Annotated in this window: 27 protein-coding genes; 13 read left to right on the forward strand and 14 right to left on the reverse strand. The window is 58.4% G+C overall.

Annotated features, from left to right (window positions below; all coding sequences use genetic code 11):
* Together A7P95_RS03800 and A7P95_RS11500 are read right to left on the reverse strand one after the other, a co-directional pair.
* Nucleotides 1-2250, reverse strand: coding sequence for a TonB-dependent siderophore receptor (locus A7P95_RS03800; RefSeq protein ID WP_067591403.1), 2250 nt, complete (start codon nt 2248-2250; stop codon nt 1-3).
* A gap of 482 nt (nt 2251-2732) precedes the next feature.
* Complete coding sequence (locus A7P95_RS11500) at nt 2733-3197, reverse strand: hypothetical protein (RefSeq protein ID WP_156503484.1); 465 nt, start codon at nt 3195-3197, stop codon at nt 2733-2735.
* Between the two features lie 151 nt (nt 3198-3348).
* On the opposite strand from A7P95_RS11500, the gene A7P95_RS11505 reads away from it, so the two are divergent.
* Nucleotides 3349-3891 carry a hypothetical protein gene (locus tag A7P95_RS11505; RefSeq protein ID WP_156503485.1) on the forward strand — a complete coding sequence of 181 codons (543 nt, stop codon included), beginning with the start codon at nt 3349-3351 and terminating at the stop codon, nt 3889-3891.
* 49 nt (nt 3892-3940) lie between these two features.
* On the opposite strand, the gene A7P95_RS03810 is transcribed toward A7P95_RS11505, so the two are convergent.
* A complete protein-coding gene (locus tag A7P95_RS03810; RefSeq protein WP_156503486.1) occupies nt 3941-4438 on the reverse strand; it encodes a hypothetical protein in 498 nt (165 codons plus the stop codon).
* 295 nt (nt 4439-4733) lie between these two features.
* On the opposite strand from A7P95_RS03810, the gene A7P95_RS03815 reads away from it, so the two are divergent.
* A complete protein-coding gene (locus A7P95_RS03815; RefSeq protein WP_067591408.1) occupies nt 4734-6488 on the forward strand; it encodes a flotillin family protein in 1755 nt (584 codons plus the stop codon).
* Between the two features lie 75 nt (nt 6489-6563).
* Here A7P95_RS03815 and A7P95_RS03820 read toward each other — a convergent pair whose 3' ends face one another.
* From A7P95_RS03820 to A7P95_RS03830, 3 genes are all read right to left on the reverse strand, one after another.
* Complete coding sequence (locus A7P95_RS03820) at nt 6564-6959, reverse strand: ClpXP protease specificity-enhancing factor (RefSeq protein ID WP_067591606.1); 396 nt, start codon at nt 6957-6959, stop codon at nt 6564-6566.
* A gap of 94 nt (nt 6960-7053) precedes the next feature.
* Entirely contained in the window at nt 7054-7659 is a 606-nt protein-coding gene (locus A7P95_RS03825) for a glutathione S-transferase N-terminal domain-containing protein (protein ID WP_067591415.1), read from the reverse strand.
* A gap of 278 nt (nt 7660-7937) precedes the next feature.
* Nucleotides 7938-9185, reverse strand: a complete 1248-nt coding sequence (locus tag A7P95_RS03830) for a YihY family inner membrane protein (RefSeq protein WP_067591418.1) — start codon at nt 9183-9185, stop codon at nt 7938-7940.
* A gap of 201 nt (nt 9186-9386) precedes the next feature.
* Here A7P95_RS03830 and rlmH point away from each other — a divergent pair, with 201 nt between their 5' ends.
* The 5 genes from rlmH to A7P95_RS03855 all read left to right on the forward strand — a co-directional run bounded on the left by rlmH (nt 9387) and on the right by A7P95_RS03855 (nt 13158).
* A complete protein-coding gene (gene rlmH, locus A7P95_RS03835; protein WP_067591421.1) occupies nt 9387-9857 on the forward strand; it encodes a 23S rRNA (pseudouridine(1915)-N(3))-methyltransferase RlmH in 471 nt (156 codons plus the stop codon).
* A gap of 384 nt (nt 9858-10241) precedes the next feature.
* Nucleotides 10242-10961, forward strand: a complete 720-nt coding sequence (gene dnaQ, locus A7P95_RS03840) for a DNA polymerase III subunit epsilon (RefSeq protein WP_067591423.1) — start codon at nt 10242-10244, stop codon at nt 10959-10961.
* Nucleotides 10943-11665 carry a 2-C-methyl-D-erythritol 4-phosphate cytidylyltransferase gene (ispD, locus tag A7P95_RS03845; RefSeq protein ID WP_067591426.1) on the forward strand — a complete coding sequence of 241 codons (723 nt, stop codon included), beginning with the start codon at nt 10943-10945 and terminating at the stop codon, nt 11663-11665. Before dnaQ ends, ispD begins: the two co-directional genes overlap by 19 nt.
* Before the next feature lie 271 nt (nt 11666-11936).
* The gene (locus tag A7P95_RS03850; protein ID WP_067591428.1) at nt 11937-12434 is read left to right on the forward strand and encodes a YbhB/YbcL family Raf kinase inhibitor-like protein; all 498 of its coding nucleotides are present in this window, start codon (nt 11937-11939) and stop codon (nt 12432-12434) included.
* Between the two features lie 181 nt (nt 12435-12615).
* A complete protein-coding gene (locus A7P95_RS03855) occupies nt 12616-13158 on the forward strand; it encodes a hypothetical protein (RefSeq protein ID WP_156503487.1) in 543 nt (180 codons plus the stop codon).
* Nucleotides 13159-13257: 99 nt separating this feature from the next.
* Here the strand turns inward: A7P95_RS03855 and ribBA are convergent, their stop codons facing one another.
* Both ribBA and A7P95_RS03865 read right to left on the reverse strand, forming a co-directional pair.
* Nucleotides 13258-14619 (reverse strand): bifunctional 3,4-dihydroxy-2-butanone-4-phosphate synthase/GTP cyclohydrolase II, encoded by a 1362-nt coding sequence (ribBA, locus tag A7P95_RS03860; protein WP_067591434.1) that lies wholly within the window; start codon nt 14617-14619, stop codon nt 13258-13260.
* A gap of 261 nt (nt 14620-14880) precedes the next feature.
* Nucleotides 14881-15372, reverse strand: a complete 492-nt coding sequence (locus tag A7P95_RS03865; RefSeq protein WP_067591437.1) for a TlpA family protein disulfide reductase — start codon at nt 15370-15372, stop codon at nt 14881-14883.
* Nucleotides 15373-15446: 74 nt separating this feature from the next.
* On the opposite strand from A7P95_RS03865, the gene arsC reads away from it, so the two are divergent.
* The 3 genes from arsC (at nt 15447) to A7P95_RS03880 (ending at nt 17051) form a co-directional block, all read left to right on the forward strand.
* Nucleotides 15447-15809 (forward strand): arsenate reductase (glutaredoxin), encoded by a 363-nt coding sequence (gene arsC / locus A7P95_RS03870; RefSeq protein ID WP_067591441.1) that lies wholly within the window; start codon nt 15447-15449, stop codon nt 15807-15809.
* 15 nt (nt 15810-15824) lie between these two features.
* Nucleotides 15825-16496, forward strand: coding sequence for a YdcF family protein (locus A7P95_RS03875; RefSeq protein WP_067591446.1), 672 nt, complete (start codon nt 15825-15827; stop codon nt 16494-16496).
* 135 nt (nt 16497-16631) lie between these two features.
* A complete protein-coding gene (locus A7P95_RS03880; RefSeq protein WP_067591449.1) occupies nt 16632-17051 on the forward strand; it encodes a CopD family protein in 420 nt (139 codons plus the stop codon).
* 176 nt (nt 17052-17227) lie between these two features.
* On the opposite strand, the gene hchA is transcribed toward A7P95_RS03880, so the two are convergent.
* The gene (hchA, locus tag A7P95_RS03885; protein WP_067591452.1) at nt 17228-18100 is read right to left on the reverse strand and encodes a glyoxalase III HchA; all 873 of its coding nucleotides are present in this window, start codon (nt 18098-18100) and stop codon (nt 17228-17230) included.
* A gap of 317 nt (nt 18101-18417) precedes the next feature.
* Between hchA and A7P95_RS03890 the strand changes: the two genes are divergently transcribed.
* On the forward strand, nt 18418-18999 hold the full coding sequence (locus A7P95_RS03890) for a flavin reductase family protein (protein ID WP_067591455.1): 582 nt from the start codon (nt 18418-18420) through the stop codon (nt 18997-18999).
* Between the two features lie 74 nt (nt 19000-19073).
* Here A7P95_RS03890 and A7P95_RS03895 read toward each other — a convergent pair whose 3' ends face one another.
* From A7P95_RS03895 to A7P95_RS11510, 5 genes are all read right to left on the reverse strand, one after another.
* Nucleotides 19074-19730 (reverse strand): NAD(P)H-binding protein, encoded by a 657-nt coding sequence (locus tag A7P95_RS03895; protein WP_067591457.1) that lies wholly within the window; start codon nt 19728-19730, stop codon nt 19074-19076.
* A gap of 77 nt (nt 19731-19807) precedes the next feature.
* Nucleotides 19808-20356, reverse strand: a complete 549-nt coding sequence (locus A7P95_RS03900) for an NAD(P)H-dependent oxidoreductase (RefSeq protein WP_067591460.1) — start codon at nt 20354-20356, stop codon at nt 19808-19810.
* Between the two features lie 72 nt (nt 20357-20428).
* The gene (locus A7P95_RS03905) at nt 20429-21277 is read right to left on the reverse strand and encodes an aldo/keto reductase (RefSeq protein ID WP_067591463.1); all 849 of its coding nucleotides are present in this window, start codon (nt 21275-21277) and stop codon (nt 20429-20431) included.
* Nucleotides 21278-21570: 293 nt separating this feature from the next.
* The gene (locus tag A7P95_RS12125) at nt 21571-22260 is read right to left on the reverse strand and encodes an ACP-like domain-containing protein (RefSeq protein WP_067591466.1); all 690 of its coding nucleotides are present in this window, start codon (nt 22258-22260) and stop codon (nt 21571-21573) included.
* Nucleotides 22261-23303: 1043 nt separating this feature from the next.
* Complete coding sequence (locus A7P95_RS11510) at nt 23304-23828, reverse strand: hypothetical protein (RefSeq protein ID WP_156503488.1); 525 nt, start codon at nt 23826-23828, stop codon at nt 23304-23306.
* 306 nt (nt 23829-24134) lie between these two features.
* Here A7P95_RS11510 and A7P95_RS03925 point away from each other — a divergent pair, with 306 nt between their 5' ends.
* Nucleotides 24135-24710 carry an anthranilate synthase component II gene (locus A7P95_RS03925; protein WP_067591475.1) on the forward strand — a complete coding sequence of 192 codons (576 nt, stop codon included), beginning with the start codon at nt 24135-24137 and terminating at the stop codon, nt 24708-24710.
* A 69-nt stretch (nt 24711-24779) separates the two neighbouring features.
* Entirely contained in the window at nt 24780-25226 is a 447-nt protein-coding gene (locus tag A7P95_RS03930; RefSeq protein ID WP_067591478.1) for a GatB/YqeY domain-containing protein, read from the forward strand.
* The last annotated feature ends 33 nt before the right edge of the window (nt 25227-25259 follow it).

The raw sequence follows: 25259 nt of genomic DNA on the forward strand, positions 1-25259 counted from the left end.
TTAAAACTCAAACTTGGCGGAAATGCTGACTTCGCGCGGGTTGCCGATGGCGATCATCGGGTATTGCGCGGAAGAGCCCACGGTGGAGGTGTAATACAGGCGGTTGGTCAGGTTTTTGCCGTTGAGGCGCACGTTGAGTTTGTTGCCGCCGAAACGGGTTTCATAGGAAACGAAGGCGTCGGCCACGGTGGCAGAAGGCACTTTCCACAAGCGGCCGTTGTTGTCGGCATCTTTGGCAATATACCAAGCGCCGTTGTATTTGGCGCCGAGGCCGGCACGCCAGTTGCCGCCCAGCGCGTTGCCGAAATCGTAGGTGAGGTAGAGGCCGAACTGGTTGCGCGGGGTGTTGTTCAGCGGCAGGCCGACCAATGTGGGTCTGCCATCCAGCATCTTGGTTTCGGTGTAGGCGTAGTTGGCGTTCACGCCCAGGCGCTCGGTAATCTGACCGCCCATTTCGGCTTCAAAGCCCATGGAGCGGGCGCGGGCATCGTAGAAATACTGCCTGTTGCTAGCGGGGCCGACAGAATAGCTGACGTTATCCCGAATGATATGGAAGGCAGCCACAGCGGCGGAGAGGCGCTCGCCGGCAAATTTGGCGCCAATTTCAAAGGCGCGGCCTTTTTCGGGATTAACACTACCCGGAACTTCGTTGGCGATGGCTACCTGCGGGCGGAAGGAGGTGGCGTAGCTGCCGTAGAGCGACCATTGCGGGGTGAGGCGGTAGGTAACGCCGAGCGAGGGCGAGAGGTTCCAGCCGTGGTTGTCGGTGTTGGCTTTGAATACGAAGTTGCGGTTGGCGCGGCCGGCGTATTGGTCGTAGTAGTCTGCGCGCAGGCCGGCAGACACAATCCATTTTTCGCCGAAGTGGATGTCGTCGTTGGCATACAGGGCGAAGGTTTTGAGGATTTCGGTTTGCTGCGTGTTGTTGCCCTGGCCGTCGATGGTGTTCACGCCGGGCTGTGGGGAGATTTGGCCATACACGGGGTTATGCATATCGAGGTTGTACTGGAGCGGGCTTTGATAGATTTTGCCCAGCAGGCGGTCGTTGTGCATGGCTTCGATGCCAAAACCGAGTTTGTGGCGCACGCTGCCCCAGCGCACGTCGCCGTTGAGGTTGAGGGCGAGGTTGTGCACGCGCAAACGGGCGTCCTGCGTACCGTCGATACGGCGGCGTACCCTACCGTAGTTTGGTAATGCGGGATCACTTCTAATGCCTGCTTCGGTATTGAGGATACGGGCTTTCCAGTCGTCGTAGGTGTGGTAGGTGAAGCCATAGTTGAGGCGGGCTTTCCAGTTGTCGTTCAGATAGTGGTCGAGGGTGAACTGGAAGAGGTGGTTTTTGCCGCTCTGCTCGCTGAAGGGTTCGTCTAGGCGGCGCTCGGCGGGGATGGCGAGGGGTTTGCCGTAGTTGGCGGTGTCAGCGGAATCAATGAAGGTGCCGCGGTCGAAGGGCACGGTGTAGTTTAAGTATTCGTAGGAGGCGGTGAGGGTGGTTTTCTCGCCGATCCATTTGATGGAGGGGGCGAGGGTGGTTTGCTTGATTTCGCCGAAGTTGCGCCAGTAGTCGCTTTGGCGGTGATCGGCAATGAAGCGGTAGGCCAGGCTGTGGCTGTTGCCGATGGGGCCGGTGAAATCCACGCCGATTTGGCGGGCGCTGTGGCTGCCGAGGCTGGCGCTGACGGAGCGGGCGGGTTTGAGCTGCGGCTGTTTGGTAACCACGTTTACCACGCCGCCGGGGTCTTGCACGCCGTAGAGTGTGGAGGCGGGGCCTTTGAGCACTTCCACGCGCTCGGCGGTGGGGCTGAACACGTGGGTTTGTGTCATCTGCATGCCGTTGCGCAGCACGGAGTTGTCGCGGTTGTCGCCGAAGCCGCGTTTTACCACGGCTTCGAGCGTGCCGGCCAGGGTGTTGGCCTGGCGGATGCCGCTCACGGTGAGCAGGGCTTCATCCAGCGAGCCGGGGCGGCGGTCTTCAAGCACGGCGGGGGTAACGATGTTTACGCTGCGCGGCACTTCGAGCAGAGGGGTGTTGCCGCCGCCGATCACGTCGGCGGAAATGGGCTGGTAGCCGCTGGCGTAGCGGCGGCGGGCGGTGATTTCGATGGTTTCGAGCTCGGCGCTGTCGGCGGCTTCGGCGTTTGCCTGGGCGGGCGCGGCTTGCGTGCCTTCGGCTTGGAGCAGGCCGGGGCTGCCGATGGCGGCGAGGGCGAGGATGAGGGTTTTGAGGTGTGCGTGCTGCGGTTTTTTCATAGACGGTTTTCCATAAAGAAAGGCAGTGAGAGCTAAGCTACTGCCGTATCGGTTAAAACAAGCGGTATTGAGAACGGTTGGCATTCTAATGGGCGCTGGCTGTTTGGCAAGCCGCAGGCGGGCTGTTTTTGGTTAACGTGATGTTTTGTTGATGAAAAATTGTTTGTAAAAGCGGGGTGTTGTTGCAAAAGGGTTACAGATTGGCATGGAGTTGAATGAAAAGGGCGGGGCTGGGCGGGGGAATAGGCTACCTGAAAAGGGTTTTGGGGGAAAATGGCGGGCGGTTTCAGGCGGGCTGCGGGGATGGAGGCTACCTGAAAAAAGGAAATGGATGATTGGGAATTTGCTGGCAAAGGATTTTCAGGTAGCCTCTTGGCCGCTTGAGGCTACCTGAAAAATCTCGGGGTATTGGGTGTATTGCAAAACGGAAGCATCACAACGGAAGTGAGAGAAATCATGGCTGGAAAAAGCAAAAAACCGCGTTACCGCAAGGGCGGCGGGAAGGCGGGTTGGAACAGCGGGTATTTGCGTATCGACTCGGATGTGGGGCTGATGGCCGAGCCGGGGGTGCGCCGCGCGGGCGGGCAGACGGTATATCTGAACGGATGGCTGCGCAGTTTGCTTCCGGCGTTGTTGGCGTGGGCGATTGTGGGACTGCTGGGTTTGCTGGTTTGTGCTCTTGCTGGGAGCGTGCTGGGGGATAGGGCGGCTAAGTGGGCGGGTCTGTCGGCGGTGCTGCTGGGCTTGAAATGCTCGGAAGGCTGGTGGTTTGGGCTGACTTGCCGACGCTTTGCGATGGTGGACGGCAGGCAGTTGGTGGTATATGGGGCGTTGGGGCGGGTGCGTTTCCGTTGCGGGCTCAACTGGCAGTTTGAATACGATGGGGGTTTGTGTGCTGTCTCGCCAGATGGGCGTTCCCGCTGGTTTTCGCTGATTTGCTGTGCCAACCGTTATGCTTTATTGGACAGATTAGGAGCGGAGGTCTGTGATGGCCAAGTGCGGGAGGATTGGCAGCAGTGGTGGCGTGAGTTCGCGCAAAGTCAGCCGCTGCGTCATAAAAAGCTTCTAGTGGCGATATATGCGGAGACAGCAGCTTTCTTGCTGACGACGTGGCCGATATTGTCGGGGGAGTGGCTTTCCATCCGCCTGCTGCCGACGGTTTGGTGTGCGGCGGCGGCACTGACGGCGTTGTGGCTGCTGCCGATGGCTTGGTGGGGCAGGGGTGTGCTGGCGGGCAACCGGCGCTTTAGGCTGCCTGAACATCATGTTTGGCGGCGTTCTGCTGCCGGGCGGGTGGCGGCAGCGGTGTTGTTTGCTGGGAAGCTGGCGCTGTTTTGGCTGGTGATGGGGGCGATATTTGCGTGCCCGGTGGCTTGGGTGGGAGGCTGGCTGAGCTTGCAGTGGCAGCCGTATCAGGCGGTGTCGGCCGTGGAGTTGGCGGATACGGGGGATACGTGCCTCTCTGGCAGATACGGGCCGCGGGTGCCGAGCATTGTGGTGCGGCTGCCGGAGGAATATGCAGCGTTTGACGGCGCGTGGTGCAGCCGTTTGAGGGACGATGTGTATCTGCTGGAAGACGGCAGCACGGTGTATCTGCGCGGGAATGTGTTTGCCCGCGAGCTGCTCTTCCGGCGGCCTTAGTCATTTTCAGGTAGCCTCTTGGCCGCTTGAGGCTACCTGAAAAACGGCATCAGCGTTTGAAGTAAATGTCAATGTAGTCGGCGGCGTTGTCGCAGGGGTTGCCTATCGGCTGCATGCGCCAGTAGCGGCGGGCGTCTTTGGCTTGGAAGAGGAAGGTGCCGCTGCGTTCGCAGGCTTGGCCATTGTTGAGGTAGGAAACGCGGGTGATGACGTTGCCGGTGAAGTAGAAATGGCGCCGGTCGATGATTTCAATCAGGCCGTCGAGCTTCACGTAATTGCCGTCTAGGGCTTGGTAGGCATTGATTTCCAAGCCGTTGCTGCCACGGCGGATGGTGGCGGTGCCGAAGCGCTCCCAGCTCACCCATTGCAGGGAAAACATATGCCGGCCAAGCAGGCTGCTTTCTGCGGCGGCCACTTCTTCCGGGCTGCCGGTTTGCAGCGAGGCATCGCGCATATTCACGATAGAGGGCAGGTTTTGCGCGGCGGCGGGCTGGAGGCAGAATAATCCGGCCAAGAGCAGGGCGGATAGGCGGGAAAGAAAGCGCATGGCGGGCTCCTTATAAGTAAAGTTGTGAAAAGGAATGCGGTATCCCCATCATAGCGCATCCGTATTTAAGCCGCCATAATGATTTCATCTTTAAGGAAAAGTGTTTGCTTTAGGGCAAATTATATGCGGCAAGATGTGTTGAGTTTGGCAGAAATTCTGCTTCACTTGTTTTAACTGACTTTTCAGGTAGTCTTCTGGCTGTTTGAGGCTACCTGAAAGCATCAGCTTCTGCGAAGCTAAAATCCACGAGGCCTGTACAGGCATTTTATAAACCTAAGTATCAGAAAGGAAAACCATGAACCTTATCTCCATTGCCACCATCGCCGGCGTGATTCTGGCCGCGCTGTTTGTGCTCGGCCTCATCCTCACCCGCCTGTACCGCCGCGCCAGCAAAGAAGTGTCGTTTGTGCGCACCGGCTTCGGCGGCGAAAAAGTCATCATGAACGGCGGCGCGATGGTGCTGCCCGTGCTGCACGAAATCATTCCGGTGAACATGAACACGCTGCGCCTTGAAGTGCGCCGCGCGGCGCAGCAGGCCCTGATTACCCGCGACCGGATGCGTGTGGATGTGATGGCGGAGTTTTACGTGCGCGTCAAACCCAGTGCCGAAAGCATCGCCACCGCCGCGCAAACGCTGGGCATGAAAACCATGTCGCCAGACGAGCTGAAAGAGCTGGTGGAAGGCAAGTTTGTGGATGCCCTGCGCGCCGTGGCCGCCGAAATGGCGATGGAAGAGCTGCACGAAAAACGTGTTGATTTTGTGCAGAAAGTGCAGCAGGTGGTGAGCGAAGACTTGTTTAAAAACGGCTTGGAACTGGAAACCGTGTCGCTCACCGGCCTTGACCAAACCAGCTTTGAGTTTTTCAACCCGCAAAACGCCTTTGACGCGGAAGGCTTGACCAAACTCACCGAAACCATCGAAGGCCGCCGCAAAAAACGCAACGAAATCGAACAAGACACCGATTTGGCGATTAAAACCAAAAACCTCGAAGCCGAGCAGCAACGCCTGAAAATCTCGCGCGAAGAAGAATACGCTAAACTCGAACAAGAACGCGAAATCGCCGTGCGCCGCGCCGAACAGGAAGCCAGCATCGCCGAGCAGGAAGCGCAGAAAAAACGCGAAGCGGAAGAAGCCAAAATCGCCGCCGAGCGCGAAGTGGATTTGAAGCGCATCGCCGCCGAACGCGACATTAAAAACGAAGACATCCGCAAAGCCCAAGCCGTCGAGCAGGCAGAGGTTGAACGCCGCAAAGCCATCGAGCTTGCCGAACAAGACCGCGCCATTGCCGTGGCCGAAAAATCACGTGCCGAATCCGAAGCCAAAGCCGAGGCCGACAAAGCCCGCGCCGCCGCCGTGCGCGAAGAAGAAAGCGTGATTACCGTGCGCGAAACCGAACGCGCCGAACGTGCCAAAGCTGTGGAGCTGATTGCCGCCGAAGAAGCCGCGCAAAAAGACGCGATTTCGCTCACCGTAGCCGCCGAAGCCGAGAAACAGGCCGCGCAAGACCGCGCCGAAGCCGTGCGCATCGCCGCCGAAGCCGAAGCCGAGAAACAGCGTTTACAGGCCAAGGGTGAAGCCGATGCCAAAGTGCTGCTGGCACAAGCGCAAGAGCAGCAATACAAAGTCGATGCCGAAGGTACGCGCGCCGTGAACGAAGCCGCCAACGTGTTGAGCGTTGAGCAGGTTGAAATGCAGGTGCGCCTCGCCCTGTTGAAACACCTGCCCGACATCATCCGCGAATCCGTGCGCCCGATGGAAAACATCGACGACATCAAGATTTTGCAGGTGAACGGCTTGGGCGGTTTCGGCAACGGCGCAGGCGGCGCGGAAGGCGTGTCTGCCGGCGCCCATGCCGCGCCGGGCAACGCCGCCCTCTCCGACCAAGTGGTGAACAGCGCCCTGCGCTACCGCGCCCAAGCCCCGTTGGTGGACAGCCTGCTCAAAGAGCTGGGCTTGAGCGGCGGCGACATCAACGGCCTCACGCAGGGGCTGAACCAGGCTGCTGCCGTGGCGGAAAGCGTAGGCCAGGCGGGAAATGCTGAAGAATAAGTAGTTTGCCGAACAAGAAGGCTACCTGAAAACGATTAATACAGTTTTCAGGTAGCCTTTTGATTGCGGCAATGCTTATTTCACCAGCTTGAGCCCTTTGCGTTTGGCGGCGGGTTTGTCGCCTGAGTCGGCGCCGGATTCGGGCGGGGTGTCGGGCTGGTAGGGGATCACTTCGAAGCTCATGCCTTCGCCGCTTTCGCGGGCATACATGCTGGCCACATGGCCTACGGGCACCCAGATTTCCTGCGCCACGCCGCCGAAGCGGGCGGAGAAGCTGATCCAGTCGTTGTCGATAGTGAGGCCGGCGCAGGCGGTGTGGCTGATGTTGAGGATGATGTGCTCGTCTTTCACAAACTGCATGGGCACGCGGGTGTGCTCGTTTACCCATACTTGGATGTAGGGGGCGTGGCCGCGGTCGTTGCACCATTCGTAGAGGGCGCGCAGGAGGTAGGGTTTGAAGGTGGAGTTCATCATGGGGTTTTCCTGGATTGGGGCTACCTGAAAAAGGGCTACCTGAAAATGAAGAAGCCGGCCGGTTCGGGTTTCCCCGCCGGCCGGCTTGGTGTTAGCGGCGCATGGCTTTTTCGGCGGCGGTGAGCGCGGCGATGAAGGATTCGCGCTGGAAGATGCGTTCGGCGTATTTGAGGATGGGGGCGGCAGATTTGCCGAGCTTGATGCCGTAGTGGTCGAGGCGCCAGAGCAGGGGGGCGAGGGCGACGTCGATCATGGAGAAGTCGTCGCCGAGCACGTATTTGTTTTTGGCAAAGGCGGGGGCGAGCAGGGTGAGGCCTTGGCTGATGGCGTCGCGGGCTTTGGTTTGCTCTTTGCTGGGGGTTTCGGGGCTTTCGAGCTTCTGCACGTGGCTGAAAAGCTCTTTTTCCATGCGGAACAATACTAGGCGGCCGCGCCCGCGCATCACGGGGTCGCCGGGCATGAGCTGGGGATGGGGGAAGCGTTCGTCGATGTATTCGTTGATGATGTTGGATTCAAACAGGATGAGGTCGCGCTCCACCAACACGGGCACTTGGTTGTAGGGGTTCATCACGGCGAGGTCTTCGGGCTTGTTGAAGACATCTACATCTTTGATTTCGAAGTCCATGCCTTTTTCGTAGAGCACGAAGCGGCAGCGGTGGCTGAAGGGGCAGGTGATGCCTGAATACAATACCATCATAATTTATCCTCCCTGAATCAATTTATGGCCAGATTGTTTGCGATATAACAGCGGCTTATTATAGCCGTTTGGCGGTTTGATGGCTAGGAAATCAGTATAACAATATGATTATTATTGGTTTAATTGCAATCGGAAAAGAAGAGGGAGGCTACCTGAAAACGGGGCTTCCGAAGGAAGCAAAGTTTCTGCGAAGCTAAAACAGTTTTTCAGGTAGCCTTTTGGGGAAACAGGCTACCTGAAAAACAGCAAAGGCTTGGAAAGCATATCGGGCAACAGGTTTAGCCGGCCGTTTGCTGGCCCTGTTGGTTGCTTTGCCGAATAAATTCCGCCAGCGTCATATTGGCGGCGGCGAGGGCGGGCGACATAATCTGCTGTACATTCCGGCCGATGAAATCGTGCTGGCCGGGCTGCTCGCCATACACAAACAGGCGGAACAAATCGGCAATGCGGATGGCTTCGGGGCTGGTTTTCAGCATCCAGCCCTGGCGAGTGCTCTGTGCCACATAGCCCTTGCGGGCGAGGTGTTCCAAAAGGTCGCCCAGCTCGTCGTAGCCCAGGTTGATATGGCGGCGGAACTGCTGGGTTTTGATGCTTTGGCCGTGCGTTTGCGCTTGGGCGAGCAGGCTGAGGATGCCCAGCGCATCGTGGAAACGCGTGCCGTGGCGGCCTTGGCGGCGGAAAGCGTCGCCCTCCCAATAGGAAAGCGAAGCCGCCAACAGCGCGCCGCTCAAAATCACAATCCAGTTTAAATTCAGCCACAACAGAAACATCGGCACGGCGGCAAACGTGCCGTACACCAATTTATAGTTGTTGAAATTGGCCACATACACGCCGAAACCGCGCCGCAACAGCTCAATAGACACCGCCGCCAGCGCCGCGCTCACCACCGCATGCCGCACCGGCACATAGCGCGCCGGCACCAATTTATAGAGGAAACACAGCAGCACGCCCGTGGCCGAAAGTGCCACGCAAAACTGCACCACATTCGCCAACAGCGGAAAATGCAGATAAAACAACGTGCGCCGCCACACCATCCCCCACAGCGACATGCCCACGCCCACCAGCAGCGGCCCCAGGCTCAGCAGCGCCCAATACACCAACACGCGCGTTACGATGCTGCGCTGGCGTTTCACCCGCCAGATTTGGTTGAACGTGCGCTCGATGGTGTGTACCAGCATCAGCGAAGTAATCATCATCAGCGCAATGCCGATGGCCGTGAGCTGGCTCGCCTGCTCGCGGAACTGGAAAATATAATCGCCCACCGCCTCCACGCCCGCCGGCATCATGATTTGCGACACCAAATCATGAAACTGCGCCGAAAAATCCGCAAACACCGGAAATGCCGACACCACCACAATCACCACCGTAAACAGCGGCACCAGCGCCAACAGCGTGGTGAACGTGAGGCTGCCCGCCACCTGCGGGATGTTCACCTCATAAAACCGCGCATAAAGGAAACGCGCAAACGCCAAGCGGCGCGAGCGGCGCAAAGGTTCGGGCAACGAGAATTTAGGCAATAGGCGCATGATGGTGTTCGGGCCGGAAGAGGCTACCTGAAAACTTCAACGAATACATTTTCAGGTAGCCTTCAAATGGTTTGGATAGATTTATTCTTATATTTCAAAATAATGCGGCCAAGTTACCCCAGCAGGCTTAACCCGCCGCCGCGCACATTGTAAAATAATGTTATCCAAAACTCAAAACCGCCGCATACCGGCAGGAAACACATGAACATCACCGTATTGGCCGTGGGCAACAAAATGCCCAGCTGGGTAGACCAAGCCGTAAAAGAATACGCCAAACGCTTCGGCCGCGACATCAAATACACCCTCAAAGAAATCAAACCCGAAAAACGCGGCGCCGGCGTGAATGCCGCGCAAGGCATGGCCGCCGAAGAAAAACGCCTGCTCGAAGCCATCCCCACCGATTCATTCCTCGTGGCGCTCGACGAACGCGGTGCCGCCCCCACCTCGCAAGAGCTGGCGGGCTACCTGAAAAAATGGCAACAGGAAGGAAGGCACGTTTGCATGATCATCGGCGGCGCCGACGGCCTCACCGATCGCATTAAGCAGCAAGCCGGCCTGTTGCTGCGCCTCTCCAGCCTCACCCTGCCGCACGGCATGGTGCGCGTGTTGCTCACCGAGCAGCTCTACCGCGCCGTTTCCATCCTGCACAACCATCCCTATCACCGCGAATAATCAAAGCCTTGCACCATTTTCCGCATCCGCCGCGCAAAAAAAACCGCCCCGGAAACCGGGGCGCAAAAGGAACACAAACCACTACCAAAACTGGAGAATCCCGCCTTGGGGCAGAACTCTGAAAACTCTCTGTTCAACCATCTGCAACGCTTCGCAGCCTTGCTTTGCTGAACTTGGGCGAATCATACCGAAAACCGGCGTATTTAGCAAATGATAATTATTTGTATTATAGTATAAATATGTAATTGTTTGTTATATTTGTAAATATTGTTTTGACAAGGCTAGCGGGAAGAGGCGCCTGCAAAGGCGAAATCCAACTAACCGCCGAGCAGGCTTTTGGGTTAATATGCCGCCCGTTGCCAACATTATAAATCCGAAACCGCCATGAAACATTTGCGCCAAATCATTCTTGATACTGAAACCACAGGTTTTTACTATGACCGCGACGACCGCCTGATCGAATTCGCCGGCCTGGAAATGATCGACCGCCGCCTCACCGGCCAATATCTGCACCTGTATGTCCACCCCGAGCGCGATATTCCCGAAGAAGCCGCCAAAGTGCACGGCATCACGCTGGAGAAGCTCGAAGGCATGCCCAAATTTGCCGAAGTGGGGCGGCAGATTGCCGATTTCATCAGCGGCGCCGAGCTGGTGATCCACAACGCGCCGTTCGACGTGGGTTTCCTCAATGCCGAATTCCGCCGCGCGGGGCTGCCGCCGGTGGAAGACTTAACCGCCGGCGTGGTGGACACGCTGGTGATGGCGCGGGCGATGTATCCCGGGCAGAAAAATTCGCTCGACGCGCTCTGCGCCCGCTTGGAAGTGGACCGCAGCAAACGTGTGTTCCACGGCGCATTGATCGACTGCGAGCTGTTGAGCGAAGTGTATTTGGGCATGACCCGATCGCAGTTTAGCCTAGCCGACCAGTTTGCCGAAGAAGAAAGCACCGCCGCCGCGCCCGTTGCCGCCGTGGCCACCACCGAACGCCCGGCGCACCTGAAAATCATCGCCGCCGACGGCAGCGAAACCGCCGCCCACGAAGCCTATCTGGACGAGCTCGACAAAAAAGCCGAAGGCGGCAGCGTATGGCGGAAAGCACCGTGAGCCGGTATCTCTCCCTCGTGCCGGCGGCGGGCGTGGGCAGCCGTTTCGGCGCCGCGCTGCCCAAGCAGTATGTGCCGATTGCCGGGCGCTGCGTGCTCGAGCACAGCCTGCGCCGTTTGCTGGCGGCACCGCAAATTTTTCAGGTAGCCGTGGTGCTGGCGCCGGGCGACGAATGGTTTGAACGGCACATCAGGCTACCTGAAAATTTGGCAGCGCGGTTGATTGCGTTGCGCTGCGGCGGGGCAAGCCGTGCCGAAAGCGTGGCCAACGGCCTGAACGCGCTGCTGGCGCAGGGGCTGGCGCGGGAGGGCGACAAGATTCTGGTACACGATGCCGCGCGCTGCTGCCTGCCGCACGAAGCCCTGCAACGCCTGCTGGCCGAGGCGGGGGAACACCCCGTGGGCGGCATCCTCGCGCTGCCCGCTGCCGACACGCTCAAGCGCGACAACGGCAGCGGCTGCATTGCCGAAACCGTGAGCCGCAGCGGCCTGTGGCAGGCGCAAACGCCGCAGCTTTTCGCCGCCGGCCTGCTGCAACGCGCCCTCGCCGCCGCCAACCTGGCCGAAATCACCGACGAAGCCTCCGCCATTGAGCGGCTCGGTTTGCAGCCCCTGCTGGTGCAGGGCGACAGCCGCAACTTGAAGCTCACCTGGCCCGCAGACGAGCAAATTGCGCGGCTGCTGTTGCAGGAGGAGGCCGGTTGAGCGTCGGCTTTAACCAAGTTGGAAAGCCAGCTCTCACGAGCCAAATATTTTTCAGGTAGCCTTTGATGTGTTTGAGGCTACCTGAAAAACGAGTGGGAACAAATGCCCAACCTGCTGCTGTTCTTTGAAATTTAGTTTTCAGGTAGCCTTCAATACGCTTGAGGCTACCTGAAAAATTTTCCGCCAATCCCACGCCATTCCGCCGCACGCCCGCGCGGATTGGCTATAATCTGGCTCACCCTGCTTCACCCCAACCCAAGGAGGATTCCCAATGAAAGTCAGCAGTTCCGCCATCCAAAACGGCGCCTTCGCCGACCGCTTCGGCAAGCGCGGCAGCCAGTTCAGCCCCAACGGCATGCCCACCTATTCCATCCCGTTTGAAATCAGCGACGCCCCGCCCGGCACGCAGTCTTTCGCCGTGGTGCTGGAAGACAAAGACGCCGTTACCGCCAGCGGCTTCGTGTGGGTGCACTGGCTGATTGCCGACCTCACGCGCACCTCCGTGCCGGAAAACGACAGCCAAAGCGCCAAAGATTACGTGCAGGGCGCCAACAGCTGGGCCAGCGTGTTGGGCAAATTCGAGCCGGAAGAAGCCTCGGCCTACGGCGGCATGGCGCCGCCCAACTGCTGCCACCGCTACGAGCTCTTCGTGTATGCGCTCGACACCAAGCTCAACCTGCCGCAGGGCTTCCGCTACAACGACCTGCACTTCGCCATGCGCGGGCATATCTTGGCCGAAGCGTATCTGATGGGCACTTATGATGTGTAGTTTGCCGGGCTGATTGGCAGGCAAAGGAAGAGGCTACCTGAAAAATTTAGCTGCGCAGAAACTCGCGAAGCTCGTTTTCAGGTAGCCTTTATTGATTTTGGTGTGGGCGGATTGGTTATCTTTTAGCAGAGTTGTAGAATTCGCTACGGGCATTTATTGAATTTTGGATAGGGAGGTGAATATGAAACGAATGATGGCTTGTTGGCTGTTTGTTTTATGTATGTGTATGCCCGCCTTGGCGAATATGGTGCCGCATACTGTGTTTTCCTGTACTACGGAACAGGGAAATCAGGTGAAGGTGGCGCGTGTGGGCAGTGTGTATCGCTATAGTTTCGGCAGGGAAGGGCAGCCGCCTCAGTTGGTGTTCGTCAATACCCGGCAACAAGTGATTGCGCAAAGTCCGCGTGGCCGTTATGCGGGATGGAGAAAGTGGATGGCGATGGTATTGGTGAACAAGGGCTACAGATATCGTGTCTATTCTCTGCTGGATGGGACAAGGAATGAGGAATATCACCACGTGCCTGGTTCAAAGAAATATGATGCATATGTGTTGGGCAATGAAAAGAATATACCTTATGAGCTGGTAAGAGGGGTGGAGGTGTGGAAGGGGCCGCATCGTTTGCTACGCAGTGAAATTTGTTCTGAGCGTTACCCGATGCAGGTTATGTTTGATGAAGAGTTTACCAGCCAAGGCTACAACAACCGATTGTTTTTTGATGAGTAAGCACCGAATCAATAGTAAAAGGCTACCTGAAAATTTTAGCTGCGCAGAAACTCGCAAAGCTCGTTTTCAGGTAGCCTTTTTTATTGCGACAACAAAGCCTTACTCTGCGCTTTCAAAGCCGCTCACTTCCAGCCCGAAGCCGGTGAGGCCGGTGAGGGAGGAGGGCTGGCCGAGCACGCGCATTTTTTTCACGTTGAGGTTGGCGAGGATTTGGGCGCCGATGCCGTAGGTTTTGCTGTCCCACTGGCGGGCTTGGTTTTTACCTTTGGGCAGGGTGCGGTCGAGCAGGGCGGCGCCGTCTTCGGTGCGGTGCAGCAGGATGGCCACGCCGTGTTCGGCCTGCTGGATGCGTTCGAGCGCGCGGGGCAGCGGCCAGGAGTGGCGGGGGTTGGTTTGCAGGAAGTCCATGGCGCTGAAGGGTTCGTGCACGCGCACGAGGGTGTCGGTTTCGGGGGTGGGGCTGCCTTTGACGAGGGCGAGGTGGGTTTCGCCGGAGAGTTTGTCTACGTAAACGTGTTGGCGAAAATCGCCCCAGGGGGTGCGGATGGGGCTGCTGCCCATTTCTTCGAGCAGGGTTTCGGTGCGGCTGCGGTATTCGATGAGGTCGGTGATGGTGCCGATTTTGAGGCCGTGTTCTTCGGCAAACTGTGTCAGCTCGGGCATGCGGGCCATGGTGCCGTCGTCGTTGATGATTTCGCAGATGACGGCGGCGGGAATGAGGCCGCACATTTGGGCGAGATCGACGCCGGCTTCGGTGTGGCCGGCGCGCACCAGCACGCCGCCTTTTTGGGCGCGCAGGGGGAAGATGTGGCCGGGCTGCACGATGTCTTCGGGCTGGGCGGCGGGGGAAACGGCGGTTTGGATGGTGAGGGCGCGGTCGGCGGCGGAAATGCCGGTGGAGATGCCGGCGGCAGCTTCGATGGATACGGTGAAGTTGGTGCCGTATTGGGCGCCGTTTTGCTGGGTCATGAGGGGGAGCTTGAGTTTGTCTACCAGCGCTTCGGCCATGGGCAGGCACACGAGGCCGCGGGCGTGTTTGATCATGAAGTTGATGGCTTCGGGGGTAACGAATTGGGCGGCCATTAGGAGGTCGCCTTCGTTTTCGCGGTCTTCGGCGTCGGTGATGATGACCATTTTGCCGGCTTTGAGGTCGGCGAGGATTTCGGGGATGGTGACGATGGGGGCGGGCATGGTTTGTGGCTTTCTTTGGGATGAATGGGAAGGGGCGGGCGCGGCGGCGCTGTGGTCGGCATCGAGCCAGAGGGCGGGCATGCCGGCGGCCTGCTCGATTTTGCGGGCTTTGCGCTCGCCGAAGGCTTTGTTTTTCAAAAGGGCGGAGAGTTCGCCTTGGTTGATGCCGGTGGCGGCCACGAAATCGACCTGCCGGCCTTGGTGCAGGCGGTTGATCCATTCGCGCAGGTTGCGGCGGCGCAGTTCGGAGGGGGCAGGCGGGGTGGTCATGGGGCTGATGGCGGCGGGTTGGGTTGGCGGAATGCTACGGGGCTTTGCGGGAAAAGTAAAGTTTATTTTCGCCAGATTGAATATTACTTTTTGGTGATACTAGTGCGCTTGGATTTTTCAGGTAGCCTCTGGCGCGGGGTGAGGCTACCTGAAAAATAAGGGCGGCATTGAGCATGGCGTGCAAACAAAAGGGCTACCTGAAAACCGTTGCCTATCTCTAGTCGGTTTTCAGGTAGCCTCTGATTGGGTGGGCAGGGAACGTTAAGCCTTACACTGTGCCGCCGCGGCTTCCACCGCCTGCGTGAGCTGCTGCGGGGAAACTTCGCCCAGCAGCGTTTTACGGAAATTGCCGCAGTTGGGCGCGCGGACGACGGTGAAGGGCAGGGCGCCGGTGGGGTTGCCGAGACCGCGCATCCAGGCCGTGCTGTCGGCGCCGGTGTAGCGCCACACCGGGTAGCGCACCGGCGTGCCCTGCAAAAAGCGGCTCACTTCCGCAGGCTTATCGAGCGCCACGCCGGCCATCTCCACGCGCACGCCGCGCCGCCGCCCCTGCTCGGCGGCATACCATTGCGACAGCGCCGGCATCTCGCGCCGGCAGGGTGCGCACCAAGTGGCCCACACATTCACCACCTGCACCCGCTTTTGCGCACCGGCATCGAGCGAAGCGGGGCGGTTGTTCGCATGGTTTACCAAATCCGCAGCATAAAGCGGGGCGGCCAAAAGCAGGGCGGCCAATCCAACATATTTTTTCAAAACAGGCTTCCAAATTGTGAAAACAACGGCGTTTATTGTACGATAGCACCCCGCAATCTCCAAATGAGCCTGCCATGAGCGAAACCGTTTTGCTGTATCACAACCCGCACTGCTCCAAATCCCGCGCCGCCCTCGCCTGGCTGCAACAGCAGCCCGGAATCGCCGTGCAAACCGTGGATTACCGTGCCAACCCGCCTGCCGAAGCCGAATTGCGCGAACTGCTGCACCGGCTCGGCACAGACGACGTGCGCCACATCATGCGCACCGCCGATGCTGCCTACGCCGAGCTGGGGCTGAACCGGCCCGGCCTGAGCCAAGACGAGCTGATTGCCGCGCTGCACCGCCATCCCGCGCTGCTGCAACGCCCCATCGCGGTGTACCGCCAACGCGCCGCCATCGGCCGGCCTTTGGAAAACATCATCGCGCTGTTTGACTAAGCGAGCGAGCCTGCCATGCTGCCCTTCTTCCGCGGTTCCCTGTTGCGCCAAATCTGGCGGGGCATCAAGCTCTGCCTGATTTTGCTGCTGGCGCAGGCCGCGTGGTGCACCTGGCTGGTGTACCGCTACAGCACGCGCACGGCTCAGCGGCCGGCGGATGCGGCCGTGGTGTTGGGCGCGGCGGCATGGGGCAAAAATCCCTCGCCCGTGTTCCGCGAGCGTATCAACCACGGCATCACGCTCTACCGCAACGGCTTGGTGCGCAAGCTGATTTTCACCGGCGGCACGCCCAAGCCGGGCTATATGACCGAGGCTGAAGTGGGGCGGCGCTATGCCCGTGCGCACGGCGTGCCGAGCAAAGACATCCTGCTGGAAACCACTTCGCGCGATACGCAGCAAAATCTGGAAAACACCAAAATTTTGCTATACAACAACGGTTTGGAAAGTATTGTCATCATCAGCGACCCTTACCACCTCGCCCGCGCTGCCGCCGTGGCCGATTATGTGGGGCTGGACTACCAAACCGACCCCACGCCCAGCAGCCGCTACAGCGGGCGCAACGGCGCCAAGTTTATGGTCACGGAAGTGCTGTCGCTGATGGCGTTCCAGTGGTGGCGCGTGGGCGAAACCGCGCTGGAATACGGGCGGGACAATTTGTCGTTTATGAGCGAGGGGGCGGCGCAGTAGGCCGCTGTTGGTTTCCCTTCATCTGCTTCAATATTTTTTAGCTTCATTAAAACTCGGCCTTGCTTCGCAAGACACGTTTTAGCTTCGCAGAAACTCGGCCTTGCTTCGCAAGACATCGTTTTCAGGTAGCCTCTTATGTATTTGCTGTTCAAACTGCTGCATATTTTCTTTATTATTTCGTGGTTTGCCGGCTTGTTTTACCTGCCGCGCATTTATGTGAACCTAGCTGCCGTGCCGCCGAACAGCACGGAATACCGCCAGCTTTTGGGCATGGCGCAGCGTCTGTTTAAATTCATGACGCCGCTGGGCATCGGCGCGGTGCTGTTTGGGCTGCTGATTCCGTTTTTCACCGGCTGGTGGGGGCAGGGCTGGGTGCACACCAAAATCACGCTAGCGGTGATCCTCTTGGGCTACCATTTCTATTGCTACCGCCTGCTGCTCGATTTCAAAGAGCGGCGCAACCGCTATTCGCACCGCTGGCATCGCGTGTTTAACGAGATTCCAGTGCTGGTGATGGCGGCGGCGCTGTATTTGGTGGTGTATAAGCCGTTTTGATGGATTTTCAGGTAGCCTTTAATGGATGGAAGGCTACCTGAAAAATTTTCGGCAGGAGAAAGGCAAACAGCCTGAAACCATGATGAAGGGTTTCAGGCTGTTTGCTTGGAAAGGCTACCTGAAAAACGATGGCGCATTTTTCAGGTAGCCTTTCGTGCTGTAAACGGGCCGGCCGATTATTCCGCGCCCACCGCTTTCAGCAGCTCCTGTGCCGCCAAAATACCCAGCTTGTTGCCGGCCAGCGGGCTGTCGCCGGTCAGCAGTTTGCGGTCTTGGTGGACTTGGCCGTTGATGCCTTGGTTCATCACTTTCATGCCCAGTTGTTCCAAGCGCGCTGCCAAGAGCCAGGGCAGTTTGCCGGGCATATAGCCGATGTCGATGTTCGCGCCTTCGTCCAGCGCGTCGGGGAAGACGCAGAGTTCGTAGCCTTTGAACGGGAAGTCCGCGTCGGCGCGGTCAATCGCGGCGGCGGCAAGTGCGGCGGGGCCGTGGCACAGGGTGATGACAAATTTGTCGTTTGCCAACGCCCAATCCAGCAGGCGTTTGATTTCGCGGCTTTCGGGGATTTTGTTGAACGCGCCGTGTCCGCCGGGAATCAGTACCGCGATGTAGGGCGAGTCGGCAGCGGTAACTTGGTCGATGATGTCGGCGAGCTTGGCGGGTTTGTCCAATTTGGGCAGGTATTCGTTGTAGATTTCGGCAACGGCTTCATCTTCCTGCGGCATCGCCCACATTTCAAATTTGGCGTGGTTGCCGGAGAGGGTCGCTACGTCGATTTCAAAACCGGCTTTGTGGATGTGCAGCATGGGCAGCAGGGTTTCGACGGGGTGGTTGCCGGTGGAGAACCATTTGCCGTTCTGCATTTGCAGGTAGCGTTCATCGGTGGCGACCATCAACACTTTATGCTTGCCGCCGGTGTAGGGCTTGTCGAATTTCACGCCGTCGTAGTCGGTTTTCGGGGCGGTGTATTGCGACAGGGAGTATTCGGACGGGAAAAACGCGTTGTGCTCGGCACGGTCGGGGACGGGGGTTTTGGACAGTTCGGTCATTGTTATTCCTTGATAATGTGGTTAAAAAAACCTGCGGATGCAGGCTGCCCGAAAGCGTAAGCTTTAACAAAATCAAACACAGGCAGGCATAGAATGGGGGCGGCAGGCGGGCTTTTCAAGGAAAGCGGATGCCGGCCAAAAACAAGAATAGGCTACCTGAAAAATTCCGGCTTCGCGGAAGCGGTTTTTCAGGCAGCCTGAAACCGCTTGGCAGGCACGCCTGCGGCCGGCGTTCCGTTTGGCTTGCCGCCGCATCGGGGGAAAAGCGGTATTCGGCTATAATCCCGTTCCCGTTCCAACAAGCATTGAGGAAAAATATGGCCCTGCAACCCGTACCCTTGGAAAAATTCTACCGCCTGCTCAACCACGGCCCCACCGTGATGGTGTCCGCCAAACACGGCGGCGTGGAAAACGTCATGTCCGCCGCATGGTCTTGCGTGCTGGATTTTTATCCCAATCCCAAAGTAACCCTCGTTTTGGACAAAGCCGCCTACACGCGCTCTCTGGTGGAAGGCAGCGGCTATTTCGCCCTGCAAGTGCCGTTTGCCAATCAGGCGGCAACCGTCATCGCCATGGGGCAAAGCCGCAAGGACAACCCGAACAAGCTCGCCGACAATGGCATAGAACTGTTTTACCAAAGCGATGCGGACATTCCGCTGGTTAAAGGCTGCTCCGCCTATATTCTGTGCAAACTCATCCCCGAGCCGCACAACCAGCAGACGCACGATTTGTTTATCGGCCAAGTCATCGCCGCCTATGCCGACGACCGCGTGTTCCGCAACGGGCATTGGGAATTTGACGAAGTGGGCGACGAATTGAAAAACCTGCACTATGTGGCGGGCGGGCAGTTTTATATCACGGGCAAAGGCGTGAACGTGAAAAGCGATATGCCTTTCTAACAGCCCCAAGCAATACGAAAACGGCTTGAAACCGGATGGGACGGTTTCAGGCCGTTTTTTGTGCGGGCGGGGTTTCAGGCAGCCTTGGCAAGCAGGGCGCGGATGTCGGCGGGCGGGTAAATCTTCACCGGTCGGGGCGGCGGGTTCAGGGCGGCCTGCAACATGGCGCGCGCCAAATCTGCCACGGGCAGCGGACGTTGGCTTTGCAGCAGTCCGACGGCGTTGAACGCGGCAAACAGGCGTTCGGCCAGTTTTTCGCCGAAGCGGTCGCTGCCCGGGCGGATGAGCAGCGGGGGGCGGAAAACCAGCAGGTGCGGAAAGTGCAGCGCGGCAACGGCCTGTTCGAGTTCGCCCTTCATGCGCGGATAGAAAATGCGCGAGGTGGGGTCTGCGCCGGCGGCGGACACCAAAACCAAGGTCTGCACGCCGTTTTCCCGTGCGGCGCGGGCAAAGGCAAGGTTGGCATCGAAATCGATGCGCCGCTGCGCTTGTTTGCTGCCTGCGGCTTTGAGCGTGGTGCCGAGGCAGGCGAACACGACGTCGCCGCGCACCGCGTCTGCCCAATCCTGCGGATTATTGAAATCGATGATGTGGTTGTGCAGCTTTTCGTGGGCAAAATCGGGGGCGCGGCGGCCGAAGCTGTCGATTTGCGCGATTTGCGGCGCGGCGGCGAGCAGCGGCAGCAGGGCTTGGCCGGTTGCGCCGGTGGCACCGATAACGAGGGCTTTCATGTTGTGTTCCTTTTGGTTGGACTGTGTGCGGGGCAGCCTGAAAAACGGCGGGGTGTTTTCAGGCTGCCCCAATGGGTTCAGCCGAAATATTTTTGCAGGTGCGCCAGATAATCCGCCGCGCTCTGGGCGACGAGCTGTTCGGCGGCAGCATCGTAGCCCGCGTTGCTGTCGATGGTGTGGAAGGCGAACGGGGGCTGCCAATCGGCGTTGCAGTAGCGCAGGGAAAGTTCGAAGGGGCGCAGGGCTTCGGCAACGGTGTGGCCGACCGAGCCTTGCGCGGTGTAGTCGGCGGCGGGCGCGCCGAGCGAGACGGCGATGCCGGTTTTGCGCCCTGCAAGGGCTTTGCCTTTCGAGCCGTATGCCCAGCCGTAGGCGAGCACGTCGTCGAACCATTGTTTCAGCAGCGGCGGGCAGTTGAACCAGTACACGGGAAATTGGAATACCAAGTTGTCGTGTGCTTCCACCAAGGCCTGTTCGCGCGCCACGTCGATTTTGCCGCTGGGATAGGCTTCGTAAAGTTTATGGACGGTGTAATGTTCGGGGTGTTTCGCCAATTCGGCAAGCCAGCGGCGGTTTACGGTGGATTGGGCGAGATTCGGATGGGCGAGGATGATGAGGGTTTTCATGGGATTTCCTTGTGTGAGATTGGTTTAGAGGCTACCTGAAAAAGAGTTTTCAGGTAGCCTGCTGCTTGGCGGCTACTGCCCGAATTTCCGTTCCGCCATCCACTTCACGCGTTCCACGCCCTGATAGCGCGGCGCGGTGGAGAATGTGCCGTCCAGCGTGGCGATGGCGGCTTTGTCGTCGTCTGAAAGGGCGAAGTCGAACACGTCGAGGTTTTCCGCCATGCGTTCGGGCTTGGTGGATTTGGACAGGACGATGATGTTCTGTTCCACCAGCCAGCGGATGATGACCTGCGCCACGGATTTGTCGTATTTCGCGCCGATTCGGCTTAACACGGGGTTTTGGAAGATGCCGTCCTGCCCTTCGGCAAAGGGCGACCAGGCGGATACGGCAATGTTTTCGGCTTGCAGGGCGGCGATTTCGTCGGCGCGCTGGCGGAAGGGGTTGATGCCGATTTGGTTGAGCTGCGGCATGACGCGGTTGAATGTGCCCAAATCGACGGCGCGGTCGGGGGCGAAGTTGCTCACGCCGATGGCGCGGATTCTGCCTGCCGCCTGCGCTTCTTCCAGCGCGCGCCATGTGCCATAGACGTCGCCGTAGGGCTGGTGGATAAGCACCATGTCGATGTAGTCGAGGTTCAGGCGTTTGAACGAGCGGTCGAGCGAGGCGCGGGTGGCGGCTTCGCCTGCGTTTTCCACCCAGATTTTGGTGGTAACGAACAATTCTTCGCGCGGTACGCCGCACATTGCAATCCCTTGCCCGACTTCGGTTTCGTTCAGATAAACCTGCGCCGTGTCGATGTGGCGGTAGCCTGCCTGAACGGCATCGGCAACCGCGCGGGCGGTTTCTTCGGGGGCGATTTGGTACACGCCGAAGCCGACGAGGGGGATGGTTACGCTGTTAGCAAGGGGGAGGGTGTGCATATGGGGAAATCCTTATTAAGAATAGTGGGATAGGTTTTGGCTTTGCAGGAACTCAGCCTTGCTTCGCAAGACATCGGTCCACTTCGTTGAAGCTCACTCTTTCAGGTAGCCTGCATGCCGGGAAGCAGTATAAGGTAGGCGGCTGCGGGCTAGCAATTTGCAGCTGGGGATGATTAGAGGCTACCTGAAAAACGGTGGTTTCTTTTTTTCAGGTAGCCTCTGTTGGTAGGCAAGGCAAACCGCCTGCGGTTCTTTCCCCGGCAGGCGGTTTGCTTTGGCGGGCGGCTTGATGTTTAGCGCGGGCTGCAATCTTTATAGGCGATGCGGTTGGATGGCGCGGTGACCATGATGCCGTTTTGGCTGCGGTAGTTTTGCGCGTCCATTTGGCCGGCGGAGAGGGTGTAGCCGCTGCCGGTGAATACGGTGTCTACGTTGTCGGAGCGGTTGAGGTCGTAGGCGAGGGTGCGGCGGTGGCCTTCAATGTCGGCCACGGCGCGGGTGGGCACACCTTGGCGGTTGAAGCTGTATTGCACGTTGAGGCGGCGGTTGTTTTGGCATTGGTAGGCCACGCGGCCTGCGGCGGCGGGGTGGCGCCCGTTATCGGCGCGCTCTTCGCTGCGGGCGTCGGCGGTGTGCGGCTGGCAGTTTTTCACCACGAAGCGGTTGTGGGCGGTGAGGCCGACCAGCTCGGTGGTGCTGTAGTTGTGGGCGTCGATGTAGCCGCCGGAGAGGGTGTAGCCGCGGGCGGAGAAGGTGGTGCCGGTGCTGTCGGAGCGGCGGGCGTTGAGGGGCAGGGTGGCGCGGATGCCGCCGGCTTTCACTTCGGCGCTCACGGCTTTGCCGTTTCTATCGAAACGATAGCGTACGTCGGCACGCTGGCCGTTGTCGCAGGAATAGGAAACGCTGCCGGCGCGGGCGGCAGAGGCAGGGAAGGCGAAGCCGGCAGCCAGGGCGGCTGCGGCGCAGATGGGAAGTAATTTCATGGTGTTACTCCGTGTTCGGAAAAATATTTGGCTGGCGCGCGCAATATGTGAAACTGCGGCGCCCGGGTGCTTTCGCGCTGCGGATTATAGGCTTTTGGCGGGGGTGGACAAGTGGAAATGAGTAAAAGAAAGTTGCCGTTTGGCAGCGGGGATATGGGGAAGGTTAATCATCGTTTTGGGGGGCGGGATGAAGAGGGCTGCTTCAGCTCAGTTGAAACGAGATTTTAGAAGGAAGCTAAATTTTTCAGGTAGCCTTGGGGGTTGTTTTTCAGTTAAAATCTGCTTATGGCTTGTGTTTAAGCTTGGCACCCCAGGCAATTGGAGCCTGGAACGACCAAGAAACTCACAAGCCATTTTTTAGCTTGTATATGGTAATGTTGCCGTTGCGTAAATCCTGTTCAATATTGCGTACCCTTTGGATGAATAGTCGCTTCGCTTGCTCCCACTCCGGCACGAGAACGTATAGGGCCGGAGCTGCGTAGGTCAGATTGCGTCGCACCCCGCACCTGCTCCACCGCCTGATTATTTTTCAGGTAGCCTTACAGGTTCTTTTCGGTTAATATTTTCTTACGCCCACGTGATTGCGTTAGCATGCCGTTTAATCGTGAACGGAACGACTGCGCCTCACTCGAGCCAAGAAGGCTCGGCTGTCTGGTTGGTAACTCGGCATTTGAGCCGGAGCTTCCCAGCACAGTGTGGGCGTTAGTCATGTCCATAATTTCAACAAGCCGTCACACATCTGGCGCTGTCTCTGAGCGTCATTGCATTAGCTCGCCACATCGATTTTGCGCTGTCCTACTGAGTGTTCCACCTGCTGCCGGATTTCCGACATCCGCTCCGGCGTTGCCATGCTTTGGGTGTGGCGGGATGGATTCAGCGAGAGGCTGGGATTGTTTTTCAGGTAGCCTTACGGGCTGTTTTCGGATAGTATCTTCATATGCCTCAAGGTTTTCATGTTTCCGCGACCCATGCCATGAATTTGGGCGTCGGGCGTGAAAGCTGGGTTGCGGAGGATGTCGGGCAATCGGAGCCCGAATCGTTCGTCAATCCGCGAGGCTTTTTCTTTGTCTGCCATAACGCAGCAGGTACTCTCTCGCCCAGTGCGTATAGGGAGTTGTTTCCGTTTTATTGTCGTAGGTATTCAGCAAACATACACTTGGCTCAACCATAAGCTTCTGCTGCATCCGAAGTGTTGCCGGATGGGCTCGCCCAGTTCCGCCTTGGTTTTCGCCAGCGCCTGCCTCATCGCCTCGGCGGCCTGCGGGTTGCGGTTCAGTTTCTGAAACAGGCTCGCCAGCGGGTCGCTCGTCTGCTCGCTCGAAGAGTTGCCCGCTGCCTGCGTTTCGTCCGTGTTCTTGTTCGTAGTCATGTATCGTTCTTTCCAAAAGTTGCTGTTTGTCGGGTGCGGCCTGCTCGCCGAACACATCCTGCTGGTTCGGGTTGCCCTGCGCTGCCAAGGCCTCGTAATAGTTGCGCAGCAGCGCGGCAATAGCCTTGCCGCTGCGTTTGTGTTCCTCAAAGAAGGCCAGCAGCTCGCGCGATACCGCGTTCATGTCTTTGCCGAACAAGCTCTGTTGCAACAGATGGTTGGCTGCCGACAGATGGTTTTTAGTTTGAAGAGAAAAAGCAAGCAGAAAGACGAATCAGGCTACCTGAAATCCGCTATATGGATGGCTAAAACATCAGCAAAATTTGCCATTGCATGAAAACGACACTTTCCCCAGAAGGCGAAAAGGTGGCAGAATCACGCATTCGCTGGAGAGCGAAATCCAGCATTAGGTTCTTGAAACCGCAGCAGCAACCGGCAAAATAGAAGCGGGCATCAGCTGCCGTGTATCAAACAATCAATTTTAAATCAGCAGTATATCCAAATCATGCTTTTGTTTATCGACAACTACGACTCCTTCACCTACAACATCGTTCAATATTTCGCCGAGCTCGGCCAAGAAATCAGCGTGCGCCGCAACGACGACATCAGCCTTAGCGACATCGCCGCCATGCAGCCGCAATACCTTGTGATCGGCCCCGGCCCCTGTTCGCCCAAAGAAGCCGGTATTTCCGTGCCCGCCCTTCAGCATTTTGCCGGGCAGATTCCCATTTTGGGCGTATGCCTCGGCCACCAAGCCATCGGCGAAGCCTTCGGCGGCCGCATCGTGCGCGCGCAAAAGCTCATGCACGGCAAAGTCTCACCCGTGCGGCACACCAACAGCGGCGTGTTTGCCGGCCTGCCCAACCCCGTAAACTGCACCCGCTACCACAGCCTCGCCATCGAGCGCGCCAGCCTGCCCGAATGCCTCGAAATCACCGCCTGGACCGAAGACGGCGAAATCATGGGCGTGCGCCACAAACAGCACCCCATAGAAGGCGTGCAATTCCACCCCGAAGCCCTGCTCACCGAACACGGCCACGCCATGCTCAACAACTTCCTCAAACAGCACGCCCGGCGTTAAAATCGCCAAGGCTGCCTGCAACTCCAGCCCGGCAGCCCATCCCAATCCATCGCAAACAAAGGAAAAATCATGAGCCTGAAAGCCCGCCTCACCGAAGATATGAAAAACGCCATGCGCGCCCACGACACCCTCGCCCTCTCCACCATCCGCCTCGCCAATGCCGAAATCAAACGCTACGAAGTGGACGAGCGCCAAGAAGCCGACGACGCCAAAATCACTGGCATGCTTAGCAAAATGATCAAGCAGCGCAAAGAAAGCGCCGCCATCTACCACCAAGCCGGCCGCCAAGACCTGGCCGACAAAGAGTTGGCCGAAGTAGCCATCCTCCAGCGCTACCTGCCCGAAATGCTTTCTGAAACCGAAATCCAAAGCGCCGTGGCCGCCGCCATTGCCGAAACCGGCGCCTCCGGCATGGCCGACATGGGCAAAGCCATGGGCGTGCTGAAAAAACGCCTCGCCGGCCAAGCCGACATGAGCGACGTGAGCCGCCTGCTCAAAGCCGCCCTGCAAAAATAGCGCAGGCAAAAGGCTACCTGAAACCCAAAACAT

Source organism: Eikenella longinqua, from assembly GCF_001648355.1.
Lineage (GTDB): Bacteria > Pseudomonadota > Gammaproteobacteria > Burkholderiales > Neisseriaceae > Eikenella > Eikenella longinqua.